The sequence below is a fragment of the Georgenia sp. Z2081 genome (assembly GCF_055326445.1).
Genome location: NZ_JBUZNK010000003.1, coordinates 202,923 through 221,164, shown reverse-complemented (window position 1 = coordinate 221,164; position 18,242 = coordinate 202,923). Strand labels below are relative to the sequence as shown.

Sequence of the window (18,242 nt, the reverse complement as noted above, 5' to 3'; positions counted from 1 at the left end):
GGTCTCCTCCTTCGTCGTCGGGCGGGGCGTCAGTCCTTGATGTAGGGGGTGTTGATCGACGCGGGCGCTCGCGACCGTCCGACGAGCCCCGCGACGGCGACGATCGTCACGGCGTAGGGGAGCATGAGCAGGATCTCCGACGGTACGGGCGAGTTGATCGACGACAGGACGTTGCCGACGTTGCGCGCGAACCCGAACAGCAGGGCGGCCGCCACCGCGCCCACCGGGTTCCACCTGCCGAGGATCATGGCCGCCAGCGCGATGTACCCCTGTCCGGCGGACATGTCCTTGCCGAACGCGAGGCCGGAGCCCACGGTGAGGAACGCCCCGCCCAGCCCGGCGACGGCGCCGCCGAGGACCACCGAGCGCACGCGGGTGCGGACGACGTCGATGCCGACCGTGTCCGCCGCCTTGGGGTGCTCGCCCACCGACCGGAGCCGCAGGCCCCAGCGGGAGCGGAAGAGGTAGATCTGCAGCAGGACGACGCCGGCAAACATGAGGTAGACGAGGATCGACTGGTTGAACAGCACCGGGCCGACGATCGGCAGGTCCGACAGCAACGGGATCGGGAGGTCCGGCAGTCGGAGCCGCTGGTTGAGGTCGGCACCGTCGCCCGAGAGCACGGTCGAGAAGAGGAAGCCCGTCAGGCCGAGGACGAGCACGTTGAGCACGACGCCGACGATGATCTGGTCGACGTGGTACTTCACCGTGAACAGCGCGAGCAGGCCGCCGACGAGCGCGCCGGCGACCGGTGCCGCGAGCATCCCGACGTAGGCCGAGGCCGTCATGGACGCGACGATCGCCGCGAGGAAGGCACCGAACAGCAGCTGCCCCTCGATCGCGATGTTGATGATTCCGGACCGTTCGCACAGGATGCCCGACATCGCGCCGAACACGAGCGGCACCGACAGGGCCAGCCCGCCCGCGATGAGCGACGTGACCGGGATGATCGTCGGCCGTCCGGCCCCCACCCAGGTGAGGAAGGCGACGACGAGCGCGATGACGCTGACCACGTGCAGCCACACCGTGATGTGCCTGCGCGACCAGGCGAGGAACGTGACGGCGCCGAGGATCGCGACGACGAGCAGGCCCAGGATCAGGACGGTGGTGAATCCCGGCAGCTCGGCGTTGGGGAGCTGCACGAGGTCGCTGCGCAACGAGAACTGGAAGGTCGTCGCGCCCTCCGGCGTGCGGGGCAGGAACCAGCCGAGCACGACCAGGGCGAGCAGCGCGTGGATGATCGGCCAGCGCCAGCTCCGCCGGGCGAGCTCGGTGCGGACCTTCTGCTGGACCGGGCCGGCGTCGGGCGTGGCGAGCGGATCGACGACGGCGGCACTCATGAGTCCTCCCGGGTGCTCGTGCTCGTGCTCGTGGAGGCGCTACCGGTTCCTGCGCCACGGCTCGTTCCGACGGCGCCGGCCGGGGCGAGGCCCTCGCCCTCGGTCGTGCTCGACCGCGGCGCCGAGGGCGTGCCGGGCCTCGTCCGCCGCGCGGGGTCGGGCAGCCGGAAGATCCAGCGCACGAGCGGCGGGGCGGCGATGAAGAGCACGATGACGGACTGCAGGACGAGGATGAACTCGATCGGCATGGAGGCGGGCGCTCCCTCGAGCGGCGTCGTGTTGGTCGTCGACATCAGCGTGCCACCGGACCTGAGCGCGCCGAACAGGAGGCCGGCGAAGAAGGTCCCCCACGGGCGCGACCGGCCCAGCAGGGCGACCGTGATCGCGTCGAACCCGTACGTGCCGGCAACCCCGAGGGAGAGGTACTGCTCGGTGCCGAGCACGGGCGCGGTCCCGGCCAGCCCGCACAGCGCGCCGGAGACGGCCATCGCGACGAAGATGGCCTTGGGGACGGAGATCCCGGCCGTGCGCGCGGCCTCCGGGTTCGCCCCGACGGCACGCAGCTCGAAGCCCCAGGTGGACCGCTCGAGGAACCACCAGGTGAACATCGCGGCGAGGATCGCCAGGAGGAATCCGGCGTGGAGGCGGAAGTCGGCCCCGAGGAGCAGCGGGTAGGTGGCATCGGGGTCGACCCGGAAGGAGGTCTGGCCGTTGGGCCGCTCGCCGCCGAAGACCGTGGTCTTGAGGACGTAGAGGATGAGGAACCCGGCGATCGAGTTGAGCATGATCGTCACGATCACCTCGTTCGCCCCGGTCCGTGCCTTGAGGAGGCCGGCGATCGATGCCCAGGCCGCTCCGCCGAGTGCGCCGCCGACGACCGCGATCAGCAGGTGCACGAGGAAGGGCAGCTCCCAGCTGAACCCGATGTAGGTCGCCACGATGGCGCCGAGGATGATCTGCCCCTGGCCGCCGATGTTGAACAGGCCCGCCCGGAATCCGATGGCGAGGCCGAGCCCGGCCAGGATCAGCGGCACCGCGTTGACGAGGGTGTTGGACAGGGGTTGCAGGGCGCCGGTGAGCGTGTCGGCCCGGAAGTCCCAGATGGATCCGCGGAACATGGCCTGGTAGGCGCCGTAGACCGCGTCGATCGACGCGTAGATCGTGTCCCACGGCCTCGAGAAGAAGTAGGTCGACGTCTCGGCCACCCGCGGCGAGGACACGATGACGAGCAGCGAGCCCACGACCAGGGCGACGACGATGGCCAGCAGCGTGACGAGCCAGCCCTTGGTCGAGATGTCACGCACCGTGCCCGGCCAGTCGCGGCGCCGACCCGTCCTGGTGCTCTCCTCCTCACCGGGATCGGGCACCGGGGGCGTCGGTGCGGCGGGGTCGCCGGGCGTGCGTCCCCCGGCGTCGTTCGGCTCGCTCACGAGGCCTCCTCCTGGTCCGCGGCACCGAGTGTCGTGTGGTGCCTGGCAGCCTGTGCGGCCGCCTCGTCGGCAGGCACGCCCGCCATCATCAGGCCGAGCGTGTCGCGGTCGGTGTCGCCCGGCACGACGCCCACCACTCGGCCGCGATACATGACCGCGATGCGGTCGGCGAGGGCGACGACCTCGTCGAGCTCGGTGGAGACGATGAGGACGGGTGTGCCGGCGTCGCGCTCGGCGACGATCCGCTGGTGCATGAACTCGATCGAACCGACGTCGACCCCGCGCGTGGGCTGCGAGGCGACGAAGAGGCGCAGGTCCTTCGACATCTCCCGCGCCATGACGACCTTCTGCTGGTTGCCGCCCGACAGTGTGGAGATCGGGTCGTCGACCGACGTCAGCCGCACGTCGAACTCCTCCGTGCGCTCCTGGGCGTTGCGGGCGATCTCGCGGGGCTTCATCGACGGCCCGGACGCGTACGGCCTGGTGTCGTAGAGATCGAGGATGAAGTTCTCGGCGATGGTGAACGAGGAGATGATGCCGTCCTGCGAGCGGTCCTCCGGGACGAACCCGAGGCCGCCGTGCAGGCGCTGCTTGACGCGCTGCCGGGTGATGTCCTTCCCGCCGAGGGTCAGCCGGCCGCGGACGGGCCTGGTCAGCCCGAGGATCATCTCGGTCAGCTCGGTCTGGCCGTTGCCCTGGACGCCCGCCACGACGAGGATCTCGCCGCTGCGCACGTCGAGGGACACGTCGTCGAGGACGACCCGGTTGCGGTCGTCGAGCACCGTGACGTTCTCGACGGCGAACCCCTCCTCGCCCGGGCTGGCCGGCTCCTTGGCGACCTGCATCTCGACCGGTCGGCCGACCATGAGCGAGGCGAGCTCGGCCTCGGGCGTGCTCGGGTCGACGGTGTCGACGACCTTGCCGCGGTGGAGCACGGTGATCGTGTCGGCCACGGCACGGACCTCGCGGAGCTTGTGGGTGATGAAGACGATCGAGGTGCCCGAGGCCTTGAGCTCCCGCATGATCTCGATCAGCTCGTCGGTCTCCTGCGGCGTGAGCACGGCGGTGGGCTCGTCGAGGATGAGGACCGAGGCCTTGCGGGAGAGCGCCTTGACGATCTCGACGCGCTGCTGGGTGCCGACCGGGAGGTCGCCGATGCGCGCGTCCGGGTCGAGGTCGAAACCGAACCTGGCGGAGATCTCACGGACGGACGCAGCGGCCTGGCGCTTCCTGATCAGGCCGGACGGGCCGGTCGTCTCCTGACCGAGGATGACCGACTCGGCGACCGTGAACACGGGGACGAGCATGAAGTGCTGGTGGACCATCCCGATACCGGCGGCGACGGCGTCGCCCGGGCCGTCGAGCTCGACCGGTCGGTCGTCGATGAGGATCTGCCCGCCGTCGGGCCGGTAGAGCCCGTACAGGACGTTCATGAGCGTCGACTTCCCGGCGCCGTTCTCGCCCAGGAGGGCGTGGATCTCACCGGGCTGGACGACGAGGTCGACGGAATCGTTGGCGACGAGTGGTCCGAAGACCTTGGTGATGCCGCGCAGCTCGAGCTTCACGGGACTTGAGCTCCTTCGCTCGGTCGGTTGGTCCGACGGTCGTGCGGGTGGTGGGCGACGGTGGGTGACCCGGCCGTGACGGGCAGACTATCGCCGCCCGGTGGACGCTACGGCGGCCCGGCCGTGAGGGCCGGGCCGCCGCGCACCTGGCGACCGGTCGGGGCCGCCGCCTCGGTCACTACTGGGGGCTGGAGACCGACTCGACGACGAGCTCGCCCGAGATGATCTGCTCCTCGAGCTCTGCGAGCCGGTCGACGAGCTCGCTCGGCACGTCGGCCTCGAAGTCGTGGAACGGGGCGATGGAGACACCACCGTTCTCGAGCGTGCCGACGTAGGGCTCGTTGTCGAACTCGTCGCTCACGTAGTCCCCGACAGTGTCCTGGACGGACTGGCCGATCTCCTTGAGGACCGAGGTGAGGACGATCGACCCGTAGTCCGTGGACTCGTACCAGTCGGAGTCGACACCGACGATCATGACGTCGCCCGCCGCCTCGGCCGACGCGGCGGCGCCCAGGCCCACGGGGCCGGCGACCGGCATGATGACGTCCGCCCCCTGGGCGATGAACTGGTCGGCGAGGGTCTGACCCTGCCCCTGGTCCTCGAAGTCGCCGGTGAAGGAGCCCTGCTGTGCCTCCTCGTCCCAGCCGAGGACCGCGACCTCGGTGCCGTTGTCCTCGTTGTACGCCTCGACGCCGAGCGCGAACCCGTCCATGAAGATCGTCACCGAGGGCAGCTGGATGCCGCCGAAGGTGGCGACGACGCCGGTCTGGGACATGCCGGCCGACGCGTAACCGGCCAGGTACGCGGCCTGCACCGTGTCGAAGATGAGCGGGCGCCCGTTCTCGAGCTCGACGGGCTCGAAGTCGTCGGTCTCGAACGCGGAGTCGATGAGCGCGAAGCTGACGTCCGGGTTGTCGTTCGCGGCCTGCTCGATCGCGTTCTCCAGGAGGAACCCGACGCCGAAGACGAGGTTGCAGCCCTGCGAGATGAGCGAGTTGACGTTCGTCGAGTAGTCGGCGTCGGTCTGGGACTCGACGAGGATCGTCTGGACGCCGAACTCCTCGACCGCGGCCTCCAGGCCCTCGGCCCCGGACTGGTTGAACGACTGGTCGTCGTAGCCGCCCTGGTCGGAGACCATGCAGGCGGTGGTGTCGGCGCCGTCGCCGGAACCGCCGCCCGAGGCGGACTCGCCCGCGGCGTCGCTGCCGCTCTCCGAGCCGGTCTCCGAGCCGGTCTCGCCGCCGGTGTCTCCGCCGGTGTCTCCGCCGGTGTCGGCGGGAGCTTCGCTGTCCGCCTCGGTCTCCTCGTCGGGGGCCTCGCCACAGGCGGCGAGCACGAGGGCGGCGGCGAGGGTGATGCCGCTGAGTGTGAGGGTCTTCTTCACGGGGTCTCCGATCCATCCGGCGACGGCTCCGATTGCCGTCGCCCCGGGGTGAGTGCGGCTCACACTAGTGGCCCGAAGGACCGTTCCCGACCACTTGATGCGCATCCGTGACCGGCCCGGATGTCGCGTCGGTCACCGCTCCGTCGCCCCGTCGTCACTGCGTGTTCACCTGCTGGATCGCGGGTCCGGCAGGTGGGACGTCAGGGGGGCGTCGCCGGGCCGGCCGACTCGGTGAGCGCGACCCCGGCGAGCACCTTCGCGCCCGCAGCGATCGCCCGCTCGTCGAACTCCGCATCGCCGCGGTGCAGGTCGTAGGTGGTGCCGCCGGGCGTGCGGGTGCCGAGCCGGGCGAGCGCGCCGGGGACCCGGCGCAGGTACCACGCGAAGTCCTCCCCACCGAGGGACTGCTCGGTCAGCTCGGTGGCGGACTCTCCGAGCACGGACTTCGCCGCACGGTCGAGCGCGCGGGTGGCGCGTTCGTCGTTGACGACCGGCGGGATGCCCTGGAGCACCTCGACGTCGACGTCGACCCCGAACGGCTCGAGCATGGCGCGCACCGCCGGCTCGACGAGCGCACCGGCCTCCTGCCAGGCGTCGGCGTCCAGGCAGCGCAGGGTGCCGCGCAGCACGCCGGTCGACGGCATGGCGTTGGGCGCGCTCCCGGCCTGCACGGACCCGAAGGTGAGGTCCACGCCGATGCGCGGGTCGAGGCGGCGCCGGAGCACCGCGGGCAGGCCGGTGACGACCGTGGCGAGCGCGTTGACGACGTCACCGGTCAGGTGCGGCCGGGACGTGTGCCCGCCGTCGGCGCGGACGTGGACGGTGACGGCGTCGGACGCGGCCGTGATGGCGCCGATGCGGGTGCCGAGCCGGCCGACGTCGAGCTTGGGGTCGCAGTGCAGCGCGAAGATCCCGCCGACCCCCTCGAGGACACCGTGCTCGACGAGCGTGCGCGCACCGGAGGGCTGCGCCTCCTCGGCGGGCTGGAAGATCGCGCGCACGCCGCGCGGGAGCCTCCCCTTGGCATCGAGCTCCGCGAGGGCGAGGGTGGCTCCGAGCAGGGCCGTGGTGTGGATGTCGTGCCCGCAGGCGTGGGCGATCCCTCGCCGCTTCGACGCGAACGACAGCCGGGTCGTCTCGGGGACGGGCAGGGCGTCCATGTCGGCCCGCAGCGCGAGGCGACCGCCCGGGACGTGGCGGCCGCCGGAGCGGCGCGAGCGGTCGGCCGGGGTGCTCGCCCCCTCCGGCGGGGCAGGACGCTCGCGCCGCGGGTCGGGCCCGAGGTCGACGACGACCCCGGTGCCGGCGACCCGTCGCGGGCTCAGCCCGGCGCCGGTGAGCACCTCGGTGACGAACGCGGCGGTCTCGTGCTCGGTGTAGGCGGTCTCGGGGTGGGCGTGGATCCGGCGCCGCCAGGCGACGAGGTCCGCGGTACGTGCGTCGATCGAGGCGACGATCGTGGGCAGGAGGTCGGGGACGGGCACCGGCCCACGGTACTCGCGCCGACGCTCGGCCGAGGTGACCCGGTCCGCGCCCCGTCCGCGCCCGGGCTCAGCCGAGGTACCCCAGTCCGCGCCCGTCGAGCGAGTCGACGATGCCCTTGACGTCCTGGGCCCGCTCCCTGGTCGTCACCAGGAGGGCGTCACCCGTGTCGACGACGACGACGCCCGGCACGCCGAGCAGCGCGACCGTCCGGCCGGAGGCGTGGACGAACGCTCCGTCGGCATCCTCGGCGACGACCCGCGTGCCCGTCCCGACGGCCACGCCCCGGTCGTCGGGAACGAGGACGGAGGCCAGGGCGTCGGCGTCGCCGACGTCGGTCCAGCCCAGGTCAGCGGGGACGACGGCGACCCGTCCCGCCGCCGCGAGCGGCTCGGCGAGCGCGTGGTCGATCGCGATGCGGGTGAGGGTCGGCCAGGTCTCGTCGAGCACCGCGTCGCGCTCGGGGGTGTCCCAGGCACGGCCGATCGCGCCGAGGCCGATCGCGAGCTCCGGGTGCAGCTCGGCGAGCGCGTCGGTCAGGGCACCGACGCGGGCGACGAACATGCCGGCGTTCCACAGGTGCGCACCGCCGGCGACGTAGCGGGAGGCCGTCGCGGCGTCGGGCTTCTCGACGAAGCTGTCCACGCGGCAGGCGTCCGGGGCCCGCTCCTCCCCCAGCGGCGCACCGACGGCGATGTACCCGAACCCGGTGGCGGCGTGGTCGGGGGTCAGCCCGATGGTCACGAGGGAGACGTCGTCGCGCCGGGCCGCCGTCGCCGCCTGGGCGAGGGCGGAGGCGAACGCGGCGTCGTCGGAGACGATGTGGTCGGCCGCGAAGGACCCGACGAGGGCGTGGGGCCCGTGCCGCTCCCCGAGGATCGCGGCGGCGAGCCCGATCGCGGCCATCGAGTCCCTGGGGCTCGGCTCGGCGAGGACGTCGACGCCGTCGCCGACCTGCTCGGCCACGGCGACCTCGTGGGCGACACCCGTGACGACCGTGACCGTCTCCGCGAGCGGCGCGAGCCTGTCGACGGTCGCCTGCAGGAGCGTGCGACCCGACCCGGTGAGATCGAGCAGGAACTTCGGACGGTCGCGACGGGAGAGCGGCCACAGGCGGGTGCCCGCACCGCCGGCGGGGACGACGGCGTGGATCGGAGGTGACCGGTCGCCACCGGGCTCGGCGGTCATCGCTCCGACCGCGGCCCGTACCTGCGGTAGGTCCGGCGGGTGTCGGCGTCGAGCTCGGCGCGGGCCCGCTCGGCCTTCTCCTCGAGGCGGCGCACGCGACGCTCGCGCAGGGAGCCGAGGACACCGCCGGGGTTGGTCCCCATCTCCTCCGCGAGGCGCTCCTCGCGCTCGCGCGCGGCGACGGCGTCGGGGTGCAGCGAGGGGTCGACGTCGATGACCCCGGTGATCTGCTGGTGCGGCCACTCCTTGGTCTCCGGGACCGACTCGGTGATGTAGTTCGGCCGCTCGGTGAAGTGGACCTCCTCCGGCTCCTCGGCGCGCTGCGGCAGCGGGGGGTTCGCGATGAACGCGCTGACGTAGAGCATGAGGCGGGCGAGGAGATTGACCCAGAGCAGGAGCGTGGCGATGGCCGCGAAACCGGCGAGCAGCGGGTTGTCGACGGCGCCGACCGCGGTGGTGCCGAGCGCTCGCAGGACGCCCGAGCCGACCGCGCCGATCGCGGCGCCGAGCAGCAGGTCCTTACGGGGTGCTCGCACGGACGCGGTGAACGAGATGAGCATGATGAACACGGCCGCGTCGACGACGAACGAGGCCGCGAGCGTGCCGATGCGCAGGAGCCACTGCCCGGTGGAGCCCTCGACCCCGATGGCCGACAGGAGCGTCTCGCCGATCGTGTTGACGGCGATCGAGGCGATCGCGGTGGCCAGGACGGCGAGCGCGAGGACGAAGAACCCGGCGATCGGACGCGCGAGGCGACCGACGAGGAAGTTCTCCGGCGGTGCGTTGATGCCGAACATCGCCTGGATGCACAGGCGGAGGTTGCTCATCACGGAGCTCGCGGTCCACAGCAGCACGAGGAACGCGATGATCGACGCGGGGTTGAGCGCCGTCGAGACGACGAGCTGGTCGGGGCTGATGAGCCCCCCGTTGGACCCGTCGTCGATGATGCCCGGCAGGGCGTCGTTGACGGCGTCGATGACGGTCTGCTGCAGCTCGGCGTTCCCGCCCATGATCCGGGAGAAGATCGTCCACCCGATGGCGAGGGCCGCGAAGATCGAGAACAGCGCGGAGTAGGCGATACCGCCCGCGAGCATCGCGCCGCGCGCGGTGCCGTAGCGCTGGTTGGCACGCCACAGCCTGCTCTGCTGGATCCACCCCCAGGCCGCCAGCGCGCGGTCCTTCATGGTGCGTGGCTCGTCGGCGGTCGATGCCGCCCGTTCGTCCGTCGTCTCGCTCACACCGAGCAGGCTAACGACACCGGCGCTGTTCGGCGCCCTGCGACGTGCAGGTCAGCGGTAGGTGACCACGAGCGGGGCGTGGTCGGACCAGCGGGTGTCCCAGCTCGGTGCCCGGTCGACGCGCGCGGACTCGGCCCGCCCGGCGAGGCCGGGGGTGACGAGCTGGTAGTCGATGCGCCAGCCGGCGTCGTTGTCGAACGCCTTGCCACGGTTCGACCACCACGTGTACGGGCCCTGGACGTCGCCGGAGAGCTCGCGGTGGACGTCGACGAGGCCGAGCTCGTCGATCCACGTGGTGACGTAGGCGATCTCGTCGTCCAGGACGCCGGAGGTCTTGTTGTGGTTGCCCTTCCAGTTCTTGATGTCCTGCTCGCTGCGGACGATGTTGAGGTCGCCGGCCAGCAGGACCTCGCGCTCGCCGGAGCTGTGCTGCTCGGTGAGCTCGGACAGTCGGGCGGTCGTGCGTCGCAGGTGGGCGTACTTGTTGTCCATCTTCTGCTGGTCGGTGACCGTGCCGGAGTGGATGTAGGCCGAGACCAGCGTGAGCGGGACCTCCAGGCCGGGGGCGACGACGTCGGCCTCGACCCACCGTCCGGTGTCGACCGGCGCCTCCTGCTCCGTGCCGAGCCCGATGCGGACGGCCGAGACGTCGAGCGTCGTGGCGATGGCGACTCCGGCTCGGCCCTTGAGGTCGCTGGCCTGCTGGACGATCGTCCATCCCTCGCCGAGGAGGTCGGCGAGGATCGTCTCGTCGGCGCGGACCTCCTGGAGGAGGACGACGTCGGGGGCGGCCTCCTCCAGCCATTCCCCCATGCCCTTGCGGTAGGCGGCCCGGACTCCGTTGACGTTGACGGTCGCGATCCTCATGGGGCCAGGGTGCCACGCCCGGCTCACGGTGGCAGCGGCGGGCTCAGGCGGACAGGAAGGCGTCCCCGAACAGCGGCAGGTCGCGTACCCGCACACCGGTGGCGTGGTAGGCGGCGTTGGCGATCGCGGCCGGGGCGCCGACGATGCCGATCTCGCCGATCCCCCGCGCTCCCAACGGCCCCGCGGCGGGGTCCTCCTCGTCCAGCCAGCTCACGTCGATCTCGGGGATGTCGGCGTTCACCGGCACGTGGTACTCGGCGAGGTCGTGGTTGACGACGTGGCCGAACCGCGGGTCGAGCTCGCTCTTCTCGTGCAGCGCCATGCCCACGCCCATCGTCATGCCGCCGACGAGCTGCGAGCGGGCCGTGCGCGGGTTGACGATCCGGCCGGCGGAGAAGACGCCGAGCATGCGGTCGAGCCGGATCTCGCCGGTGGACTCGTTGATGCGTACCTGGGCGAAGTGCGCCCCGAACGAGTTGAGCGACATCTCCTTCGACGCCGGGTTGGGACCCGCCTCCCCCTCCGACTCGGCCCCGGGGGCGGGGTCGGCGCCGTGCTCGCGGCGGAAGCTCTCCGCGGCGCTCAGCACGGCGGCGCTCCAGCTGGACAGGCCGCTGGAGCCGCCCGCGACCGTGGCGTTCGGCAGGTCCGTGTCGCCGATCCGCAGCTCGATCTGCTCCAGCGGCACGCCCAGCGCGTCCGCGGCGACCTGGCTCAGCGCGGTCCAGGTGCCGGTTCCGAGGTCGGCCGCGCCGATCTCGACCCGGTAGCCGGCGGCGGTGCGGCGGATCCTCGCGGCCGAGCCGGGCTGACGGAAGGAGGGGTAGAGCGCCGACGCGACGCCGGTGCCGATCAGCCAGTCGTTCTCGCGCCGCGAGCGCGGCGCCGGGTCACGGTCGGCCCAGCCGAACCTGGCCGCTCCCTCGTGCAGGCAGTCGATCAGCCGGCGCCGGTTGAAGGGCAGGCCGTTGGTCGGGTTGACGTCCGGCTCGTTGCGCTCGCGCAGGACGATCGGGTCCACGCCGCAACGGACGGCGAGCTCGTCCAGCGCGATCTCGAGCCCCACCATGCCGGGGGCCTCGCCCGGGGCGCGCATCCACGACGGCACGGGGACGTCGAGCGGCACCACGCGCTGGGTGATCCTCCGGTTCGGTCCGGCGTACATCATGCGCGCCGGCTTGGACGCCAGCTCCGTGAACTCCTTGGTGCGCGAGGACATCGCGACCGCGTCGAACCCGAGCGCGGTGAGGGTGCCGTCGGCACGGGCTCCGAGGCGCACGTGCTGGTGCGTCGGTGCGCGGTAGCCGGTCAGCGCGAACATCTGCTGCCGGGAGACGGCGTACTTCACCGCGCGTCCGGGCACGGCGCGCGCGGCCAGCGCCGCGAGCACGGCGTCGGCGTGCGGCAGCCCCTTGGACCCGAAGCCGCCGCCGATGTGCGGGGCCACGATCCGCAGCTGCTCCGGTGCGATCCCGAGGACGGGGGCGAGCGCCTTCCGCGCCGGGTGTGCACCCTGGGTCGACATCCACAGGGTGAGCCGGTCGCCGTCCCATCGCGCGACGGTCGTGTGCGGCTCCATCGGGTTGTTGTGCTCCATCGGCGTGGAGTAGACCTCGTCGACGACGACCTCCGACTCGGCCAGGGCCACGTCCAGGTCGCCGTCCTCGACGTCGTCCGCGCCGCCCTCCGGCTCGCGCTCCGCGGGATGGTCGGCCCGGAAGTCGGCATCGTGATCCTGGTGCTCGTATCGGACCTCGACCAGGCCGGCCGCGTACCGCGCGACCTCCGGCGTCGTCGCGACCACGGCACCCAGGTACTGGCCGCGGAAGCCGATCTCGTCGCCCTGCAGGATGGCGAGCTCACCGTCGGAGGTGTCACCGAGCGGCGGAGCGTCGCGATGGGTGAGGACGTGCACGACCCCCTCGGCCGCCTCCGCCGCGGCGGTGTCGATCTCGGCCGCCCGCCCGCGCGCGACGCCGGACTGCAGCGGGTGGAGGTACAACGCGGCACCGACGTCGTGCTCGTAGGCGTACGGCACGCGGCCGCGGACCTTGTCGGCGCCCTCGGGCCGCGCCGGGTCGGTGCCGATCGCCGAGGCGGCCAGGAGCTCACTCATCGCCGGTCGCCTCGATGCCGGTGAGCTCGGCCAGCACGGTGACGAGGGTGCCGCGCGCCATCGGGACCTTGAACGCATTGCCGTCGAGGGGCTGCGCCGCCGCGAGCTCGGCGTCGGCGGCGCGGCGGAACACGTCGACCGTGGGCTCGGCGCCGCGCAGCACCTCCTCGGCCAGGCGCGCCCGCCAGGGCTTGTGGGCCACGCCGCCGAGGGCGATCCGCGCGCCGGCGATCCTCTGCCCGGGGCCCGTGTCGTCCACGTCCACGACCGCCGCGACGGAGACGAGCGCGAAGGCGTAGGACGCGCGGTCGCGGATCTTCCGGTAGGTCGAGCGGTTCGAGGGTGACGGCGGGGGCAGCTCCACCGCCGTGATCAGCTCGCCGTGGGCGAGGACGGTGTCCACCTCGGGCCGGTCGCCCGGGAGCCGGTGGAGATCGACGAGCGGGAGGCGGCGCTCACCGTCGGGTCCGAGGACGACGACGGTGGCGTCCAGCGCCGCCAGGGCGACGGCCATGTCCGAGGGGTGGGTGGCGACGCAGTGCTCGGACGCTCCGAGGACGGCGTGGTACCGGGTGTAGCCACCGATCGCCGAGCAGCCGGAGCCGGGCTCGCGCTTGTTGCACGGGGTGGTGACGTCCTGGAAGTACACGCAGCGGGTCCGCTGCAGCAGGTTCCCGCCGGTGCTCGCCGCGTTGCGCAGCTGTCCGGAGGCGCCGGAGAGCAGGGCGCGCGAGAGCACCGGGTAGTGCCGTCGGATCCGCGGGTGCGCGGCGAGGTCGCTGTTGCGCACCATCGCGCCGATACGCAGGCCGCCGCCATCCAGGTCCTCGACCTTCGCCAGGTCGAGCCGGTTGATGTCGACCAGCAGCTCCGGCGAGCGCACGCCGAGCTTGAGGTGGTCGACGAGGTTGGTGCCGCCGGCGAGGAACGCTGCGTCCGGGCGGTCCGCGACGGCGGTGACGGCACCGCGCGGGTCGGTCGCCCGCTCGTAGTCGAACGGTCTCATCGCTGCTCCTGGGCCACGTCGCGGACGGCCGCGACGATGTTGACGTAGGCGCCGCAGCGGCACAGGTTGCCGCTCATCCGCTCGCGGATCTCCGCGTCGGTCAGCTCCGAGGGCCCGTCGAGGTCCTCGGTGGCGGCGCTCGGCGCACCGCCGGCCGCCTCCCGCAGCATGCCGGCGGCGGAGCAGACCTGCCCCGGCGTGCAGTAGCCGCACTGGAACGCATCGTGCTCGAGGAAGGCGCGGTGCAGTGCGCCGGGCTCGTCGCCGTCGGCGAGGCCGTCCGACGTCGTGATCTCCGCGCCGTCATGGACGAGGGCGAGCGCGAGGCACGAGTTGAGGCGCCGGCCCTCGACGAGGACGGTGCACGCCCCGCACTGGCCGTGGTCGCAGCCCTTCTTCGGCGACATCACACCCAGCCGGTCACGAAGCGCGTCGAGCAGGGTGGTGCGCGGGTCGACCGACAGGGCGCGCTCCGCGCCGTCGACGACGAGGTGCAGCGGCTGGTCCATGACGTGCCTCCACGGGATCGTGTGCAGCGTCACTCGAACGTAACCGGGGTCGGGTGCCCCGGCAACTTCGGACGCCGCCCGGTCGGTCTACCCGCGGGCCCGGGCTCCCGGGATCAGCGCTGCGCCCCCGCGGCCGTGCCCGCCCCGGCGGCCCGCTCGGCCGCCTCGACCGCGTTGCGGAACAGCAGCGCGATCGTCGTCGGGCCCACGCCGCCGATCCGCGGGGTGATGGCGCCCGCGACCTCGGCGCACGATTCGTCGACGTCGGGCAGCAGCTTCCTGCCCTCGTAGCGCACTCCCCCGCCGACCACGGTGACACCCGGCGAGAGGTGCTCGGGCCTGAGGATGCCGGGGACGCCCGCGGCGGCGATGACGATCTCGGCCCTGCGCGTGTAGCGGTCCCAGTCCGGCACGCCCGTGTGGACGACCGTCACGGCGGCGTCCGCGGTGGCCCGCTTCTGGGACAGCAGGAGGCCGAGCGGCCGGCCGAGGGTGGTGCCGCGGCCGAGGATGACCACCTCGCGGCCCGAGACCGGGATCTCGTGGTGCGCGAGGAGCGCCTCGATGCCGGCCGGCGTGCAGGGCACGGGTCCGGGCATGCCCAGGGCGAGGCGGCCCATGTTCACCGGGTGCAGGCCGTCGACGTCCTTGTCCGGGTCGAGCGCGAGCAGCGCGGCGTCGAAGTCGATCTGCGGCGGGGTGGGGTGCTGGAGGAGCACGCCGTGGACGTCGTCCGCCTCGTTCATCTCGCGCACGGCAGCCAGGACGTCGGCCTGCGTCGCGTCGTCGCCGAGGTGGATGTGCGGAGAGGTGAAGCCGAGCTCGGCGGCCTTGGCCTGCTTCATCCGGATGTAGCCGGCGGAGGCGGAGTCGGAGCCGACGAGGATGGTCCCCAGTCCCGGGGTGGTGCCGGCAGCGACGAGCCGGGCGGCGCGGTCGGCGACGTCCGCCAGCACGGCGTCGGCGACCGGACCGCCGGGGAGCAGCCGCGCAGTCACTGGGTCAGGCCCTCGTAGAGGGGGAAGTCGGCGGTGAGCGCGTCGACTCGGGCGTGCAGGGCCGCGACGTCGGCCGCCTGGCCGTCGCGCAGGGCGATCGCGATGATGTCGGCGACCTCCCGGAACTCTCTCTCGCCGAACCCGCGGGTGGCGAGCGCGGGAGTGCCGATGCGCAGGCCGGAGGTCACGCGCGGGGGCCGCGGGTCGAACGGCACCGCGTTGCGGTTGACGGTGATGCCGGCCGAGTGCAGGAGGTCCTCGGCCTGCTGGCCGTCGAGCGCGTGGTCGCGCAGGTCGACGAGGACGAGGTGGAGGTCGGTGCCGCCCGTGACCAGCGAGACCCCGGTCGAGGCGACGTCGTCGGCGAGGAGCCGCTCGGCGAGGATCTGGGCGCCCTGCACGGTCCGGCGCTGACGGTCCTTGAACTCTTCGCCGTGCGCCAGCTTGAGTGCGACCGCCTTCGCGGCGATGACGTGCATGAGCGGCCCGCCCTGCTGGCCGGGGAAGACCGCGGAGTTGAGCTTCTTGCCCAGCGGCTCGGGGTCCCGCGCGAGGATCATCCCGGAGCGGGGCCCGCCGATCGTCTTGTGGATCGTGGTCGAGACGACGTCCGAGTGCGGGACCGGGTTCGGGTGCAGCCCGGCGGCCACGAGACCGGCGAAGTGCGCCATGTCGGTCCACAGGTAGGCACCGACCTCGTCGGCGATCTCCCGGAAGGCCGCGAGATCGAGCTGGCGGGGGTAGGCGGACCACCCGGCGATGATGACCTTCGGGCGGTGGGCCAGCGCGGCCTCCCGGACGGCGTCCATCTCGATGCGGTGCGTCTGCTCGTCCACCCCGTAGGCGGCGACGTCGTAGAGCTTGCCGGAGAAGTTGATCCGCATGCCGTGCGTGAGGTGGCCGCCGTGGGCGAGGTCGAGCCCGAGGATCGGGTCGCCGGGCGAGGCGAGTGCGTGCAGCACGGCCGCGTTGGCCTGCGCGCCCGAGTGCGGCTGGACGTTGGCCCAGCCGGCGCCGAACAGCGACTTCGCACGATCGATCGCGAGGTTCTCCGCGATGTCGACCTGCTCGCAGCCGCCGTAGTACCGGCGGCCCGGGTAGCCCTCGGCGTACTTGTTCGTCAGGACGGAGCCGGCGGCCTGGAGGACGGCGCGCGGCACGAAGTTCTCGGACGCGATCATCTCGAGGGTCTCGCGCTGGCGGGTCAGCTCGCCGTCGAGGACGGCGGCGATCTCGGGGTCCACCTCCGCGAGCGGTGCGGTGAGTGCGCGGTCGGTCGGGCTGGTCTCGGTGGTCATCTCTCTCCTCGGTCGGTCACGCCACGGCGTGAGGACTCACGACTGTGGTGACCCCGACCCAGGCGGACGGCCGAAGACTGCCTCCGTGGCGGGCCACGGTTCGTCGCTCCCCGGTGGTGGATCCACCTCGCGCCAGTCACGACGCGGCCAGCCTACCGGTCCGACGGGGGTGGAGTGCCAGCGCGCGGGCTGCGGCTGCTCGGCGCCGTGCAGGCTGCTCGACGCTGCCTGCGCCGCCGGCGCCGTGCCGGCTACTCGGGACTGCCGGCGCTGGCCCCGACCGGCTCCCCCTCGCCGAGGATGCGCCGCAGGTAGGCGTACGTGAGGTCGCCGGTGTGCTGGTCGAACTGGTGCTCGAACCCGTTCTTCTGGTACATCGCGAGGTTCTGCATGGAGTCCTGGCCCGTGGAGATCCACACCTCGGAGGTCTCCTCCGGGAGGTACTCGAGCACCGACATCAGCAGCTCGGTCCCGATGCCCTGGTTCTGCAGGTCGGGGACGACCGCGAGCCTGCTCAGGGTGGCCCGGTCCCCACCGAGCTCGACCCGGACCGAGCCGACGAGCCGGTGCCCGAGCCATCCGCCGATCGTCACGACGTCCTCGCGCGCCAGGTCGGCCCGCAGCTCGGTGAGCGACTGCGTGAGCGCCGGCAGGTGCGGGTCCTGGTAGATCTGGGCCTCGGTGACGAACGCGGCACGACGGACCGTCAGCAGGTCGCCCGCGTGCTCGTCGTCGACCACGTCGATCGTTACGTCCATGGCGACATTCTTCCACCCTCGGCGCCGCCGTGACGGACGTCGGCGCGAGGCGTGGTCATCCCGGCCGCGGCTGCGCGGGGAGGGCTAGGGTGCGGCCGGTGACCCCCACCGTCGTCGATCCGCAGCACCTCGTCCTCGCCCTGTCCTGCCCGGACCGGCCCGGCATCGTGCACGCCGTGTCCGGCGTGCTGTCCGAGCACGGCGGCAACATCACCGAATCCCAGCAGTACGGGGACCCGGAGACGGGCCTGTTCTTCATGCGGGTCCAGGTCCGCACCGAGCACGACGTCGAGGACGTGCGGGCCGCGGTCGAGGGGCTCGCCGAGCGGTTCGACATGACGTACACGCTCGACGTCGTCGGCCGGCCCCTGCGCACGATCGTGCTCGTGTCCAAGGAGGCCCACTGCCTCACCGACCTGCTCTTCCGGCAGCGCTCGGACCGCCTGCAGGTCGACATCCAGGCCGTGGTCTCGAACCACCCGGACCTCGAGCCGCTGGCGCAGTTCTACGGGGTGCCGTTCCTCCACGTCCCGGTGACGAAGGAGACGAAGCCCGAGGCCGAGGCCCGGCTGATGAACCTCGTCGACGAGCTCGACGTCGAGCTGGTGGTGCTGGCCCGCTACATGCAGATCCTCTCCGACGACCTGTGCCGCAAGCTCGAGGGGCGGGCCATCAACATCCACCACTCGTTCCTGCCGAGCTTCAAGGGCGCGCGCCCCTACGCCCAGGCCCACGCGCGGGGCGTCAAGCTCATCGGGGCGAGCGCCCACTACGTGACGGCGGACCTCGACGAGGGGCCGATCATCGAGCAGGACGTCGAGCGCGTGAACCACGCCGACGAGGTCGCCGAGCTCGTGGCGCGCGGCCAGGACGTCGAACGGCGCGTGCTGGCCCGCGCGGTGCGCTGGCACGCGGAGCACCGCGTGCTGCTCAACGGACACCGCACGGTCGTCCTGCCCTGACCCCTGGCGAGTGAGCGGACTTCCTCCTCACGAGTGAGCGGACTTCCGCCCGGCGAGCGAGCACATCGCCCACCGCTCGGCTGAGCACGATCCCCTCGATA

The 18,242-nt window shown here is 72.5% G+C and carries 15 protein-coding genes and 1 riboswitch; of the genes, 1 reads left to right on the top strand and 14 read right to left on the bottom strand.

Annotated features, from left to right (window positions below):
- Positions 1-29: 29 nt before the first annotated feature.
- From ACZLKG_RS06805 to ACZLKG_RS06740, 14 genes are all read right to left on the bottom strand, one after another.
- Positions 30-1,340, bottom strand: a complete 1,311-nt coding sequence (locus ACZLKG_RS06805) for an ABC transporter permease (RefSeq protein WP_463648296.1) — start codon at positions 1,338-1,340, stop codon at positions 30-32.
- Entirely contained in the window at positions 1,337-2,770 is a 1,434-nt protein-coding gene (locus ACZLKG_RS06800) for an ABC transporter permease (RefSeq protein ID WP_463648295.1), read from the bottom strand. Before ACZLKG_RS06800 ends, ACZLKG_RS06805 begins: the two co-directional genes overlap by 4 nt.
- Complete coding sequence (locus ACZLKG_RS06795; protein WP_463648294.1) at positions 2,767-4,335, bottom strand: ABC transporter ATP-binding protein; 1,569 nt, start codon at positions 4,333-4,335, stop codon at positions 2,767-2,769. Before ACZLKG_RS06795 ends, ACZLKG_RS06800 begins: the two co-directional genes overlap by 4 nt.
- 178 nt (positions 4,336-4,513) lie before the next feature.
- A complete protein-coding gene (locus ACZLKG_RS06790; protein WP_463648293.1) occupies positions 4,514-5,719 on the bottom strand; it encodes a BMP family lipoprotein in 1,206 nt (401 codons plus the stop codon).
- 200 nt (positions 5,720-5,919) lie between these two features.
- Positions 5,920-7,203, bottom strand: coding sequence for an amidohydrolase (locus tag ACZLKG_RS06785; RefSeq protein WP_463648292.1), 1,284 nt, complete (start codon positions 7,201-7,203; stop codon positions 5,920-5,922).
- Positions 7,204-7,270: 67 nt separating this feature from the next.
- Positions 7,271-8,389: a mannose-1-phosphate guanylyltransferase gene (locus ACZLKG_RS06780; RefSeq protein ID WP_463648291.1), complete on the bottom strand. Its 1,119-nt coding sequence runs from the start codon at positions 8,387-8,389 to the stop codon at positions 7,271-7,273.
- The gene (locus ACZLKG_RS06775; RefSeq protein WP_425708241.1) at positions 8,386-9,627 is read right to left on the bottom strand and encodes a YihY/virulence factor BrkB family protein; all 1,242 of its coding nucleotides are present in this window, start codon (positions 9,625-9,627) and stop codon (positions 8,386-8,388) included. Before ACZLKG_RS06775 ends, ACZLKG_RS06780 begins: the two co-directional genes overlap by 4 nt.
- Positions 9,628-9,678: 51 nt before the next feature.
- Complete coding sequence (locus ACZLKG_RS06770; protein WP_425708242.1) at positions 9,679-10,494, bottom strand: exodeoxyribonuclease III; 816 nt, start codon at positions 10,492-10,494, stop codon at positions 9,679-9,681.
- A 43-nt stretch (positions 10,495-10,537) separates the two neighbouring features.
- Positions 10,538-12,610 carry a xanthine dehydrogenase family protein molybdopterin-binding subunit gene (locus tag ACZLKG_RS06765; protein ID WP_463648290.1) on the bottom strand — a complete coding sequence of 691 codons (2,073 nt, stop codon included), beginning with the start codon at positions 12,608-12,610 and terminating at the stop codon, positions 10,538-10,540.
- Positions 12,603-13,616: an FAD binding domain-containing protein gene (locus tag ACZLKG_RS06760; RefSeq protein ID WP_425708244.1), complete on the bottom strand. Its 1,014-nt coding sequence runs from the start codon at positions 13,614-13,616 to the stop codon at positions 12,603-12,605. The genes ACZLKG_RS06765 and ACZLKG_RS06760 overlap by 8 nt, the downstream gene beginning before the upstream one ends.
- On the bottom strand, positions 13,613-14,125 hold the full coding sequence (locus ACZLKG_RS06755; protein WP_425708245.1) for a 2Fe-2S iron-sulfur cluster-binding protein: 513 nt from the start codon (positions 14,123-14,125) through the stop codon (positions 13,613-13,615). Before ACZLKG_RS06755 ends, ACZLKG_RS06760 begins: the two co-directional genes overlap by 4 nt.
- A gap of 113 nt (positions 14,126-14,238) precedes the next feature.
- Positions 14,239-15,123: a bifunctional 5,10-methylenetetrahydrofolate dehydrogenase/5,10-methenyltetrahydrofolate cyclohydrolase gene (locus tag ACZLKG_RS06750; protein ID WP_425708246.1), complete on the bottom strand. Its 885-nt coding sequence runs from the start codon at positions 15,121-15,123 to the stop codon at positions 14,239-14,241.
- Positions 15,120-16,421, bottom strand: a complete 1,302-nt coding sequence (gene glyA / locus ACZLKG_RS06745) for a serine hydroxymethyltransferase (RefSeq protein WP_463648289.1) — start codon at positions 16,419-16,421, stop codon at positions 15,120-15,122. The genes ACZLKG_RS06750 and glyA overlap by 4 nt, the downstream gene beginning before the upstream one ends.
- Before the next feature lie 49 nt (positions 16,422-16,470).
- A riboswitch (ZMP/ZTP riboswitch) is annotated at positions 16,471-16,571 on the bottom strand.
- A gap of 101 nt (positions 16,572-16,672) precedes the next feature.
- On the bottom strand, positions 16,673-17,179 hold the full coding sequence (locus ACZLKG_RS06740; protein ID WP_425708248.1) for a GNAT family N-acetyltransferase: 507 nt from the start codon (positions 17,177-17,179) through the stop codon (positions 16,673-16,675).
- 89 nt (positions 17,180-17,268) lie between these two features.
- On the opposite strand from ACZLKG_RS06740, the gene purU reads away from it, so the two are divergent.
- Entirely contained in the window at positions 17,269-18,141 is an 873-nt protein-coding gene (purU, locus tag ACZLKG_RS06735; protein ID WP_463648288.1) for a formyltetrahydrofolate deformylase, read from the top strand.
- The last annotated feature ends 101 nt before the right edge of the window (positions 18,142-18,242 follow it).

Coding starts and splice junctions, on each gene's coding strand:
- ACZLKG_RS06805 (WP_463648296.1), bottom strand. CDS start 1,340: ATGAGTGCCGCCGTCGTCGATCCGCTCGCCACGCCCGACGCCGGCCCG.
- ACZLKG_RS06780 (WP_463648291.1), bottom strand. CDS start 8,389: ATGACCGCCGAGCCCGGTGGCGACCGGTCACCTCCGATCCACGCCGTC.
- ACZLKG_RS06770 (WP_425708242.1), bottom strand. CDS start 10,494: ATGAGGATCGCGACCGTCAACGTCAACGGAGTCCGGGCCGCCTACCGC.
- ACZLKG_RS06765 (WP_463648290.1), bottom strand. CDS start 12,610: ATGAGTGAGCTCCTGGCCGCCTCGGCGATCGGCACCGACCCGGCGCGG.
- ACZLKG_RS06760 (WP_425708244.1), bottom strand. CDS start 13,616: ATGAGACCGTTCGACTACGAGCGGGCGACCGACCCGCGCGGTGCCGTC.
- ACZLKG_RS06755 (WP_425708245.1), bottom strand. CDS start 14,125: ATGGACCAGCCGCTGCACCTCGTCGTCGACGGCGCGGAGCGCGCCCTG.
- glyA (WP_463648289.1), bottom strand. CDS start 16,421: ATGACCACCGAGACCAGCCCGACCGACCGCGCACTCACCGCACCGCTC.
- ACZLKG_RS06740 (WP_425708248.1), bottom strand. CDS start 17,179: ATGGACGTAACGATCGACGTGGTCGACGACGAGCACGCGGGCGACCTG.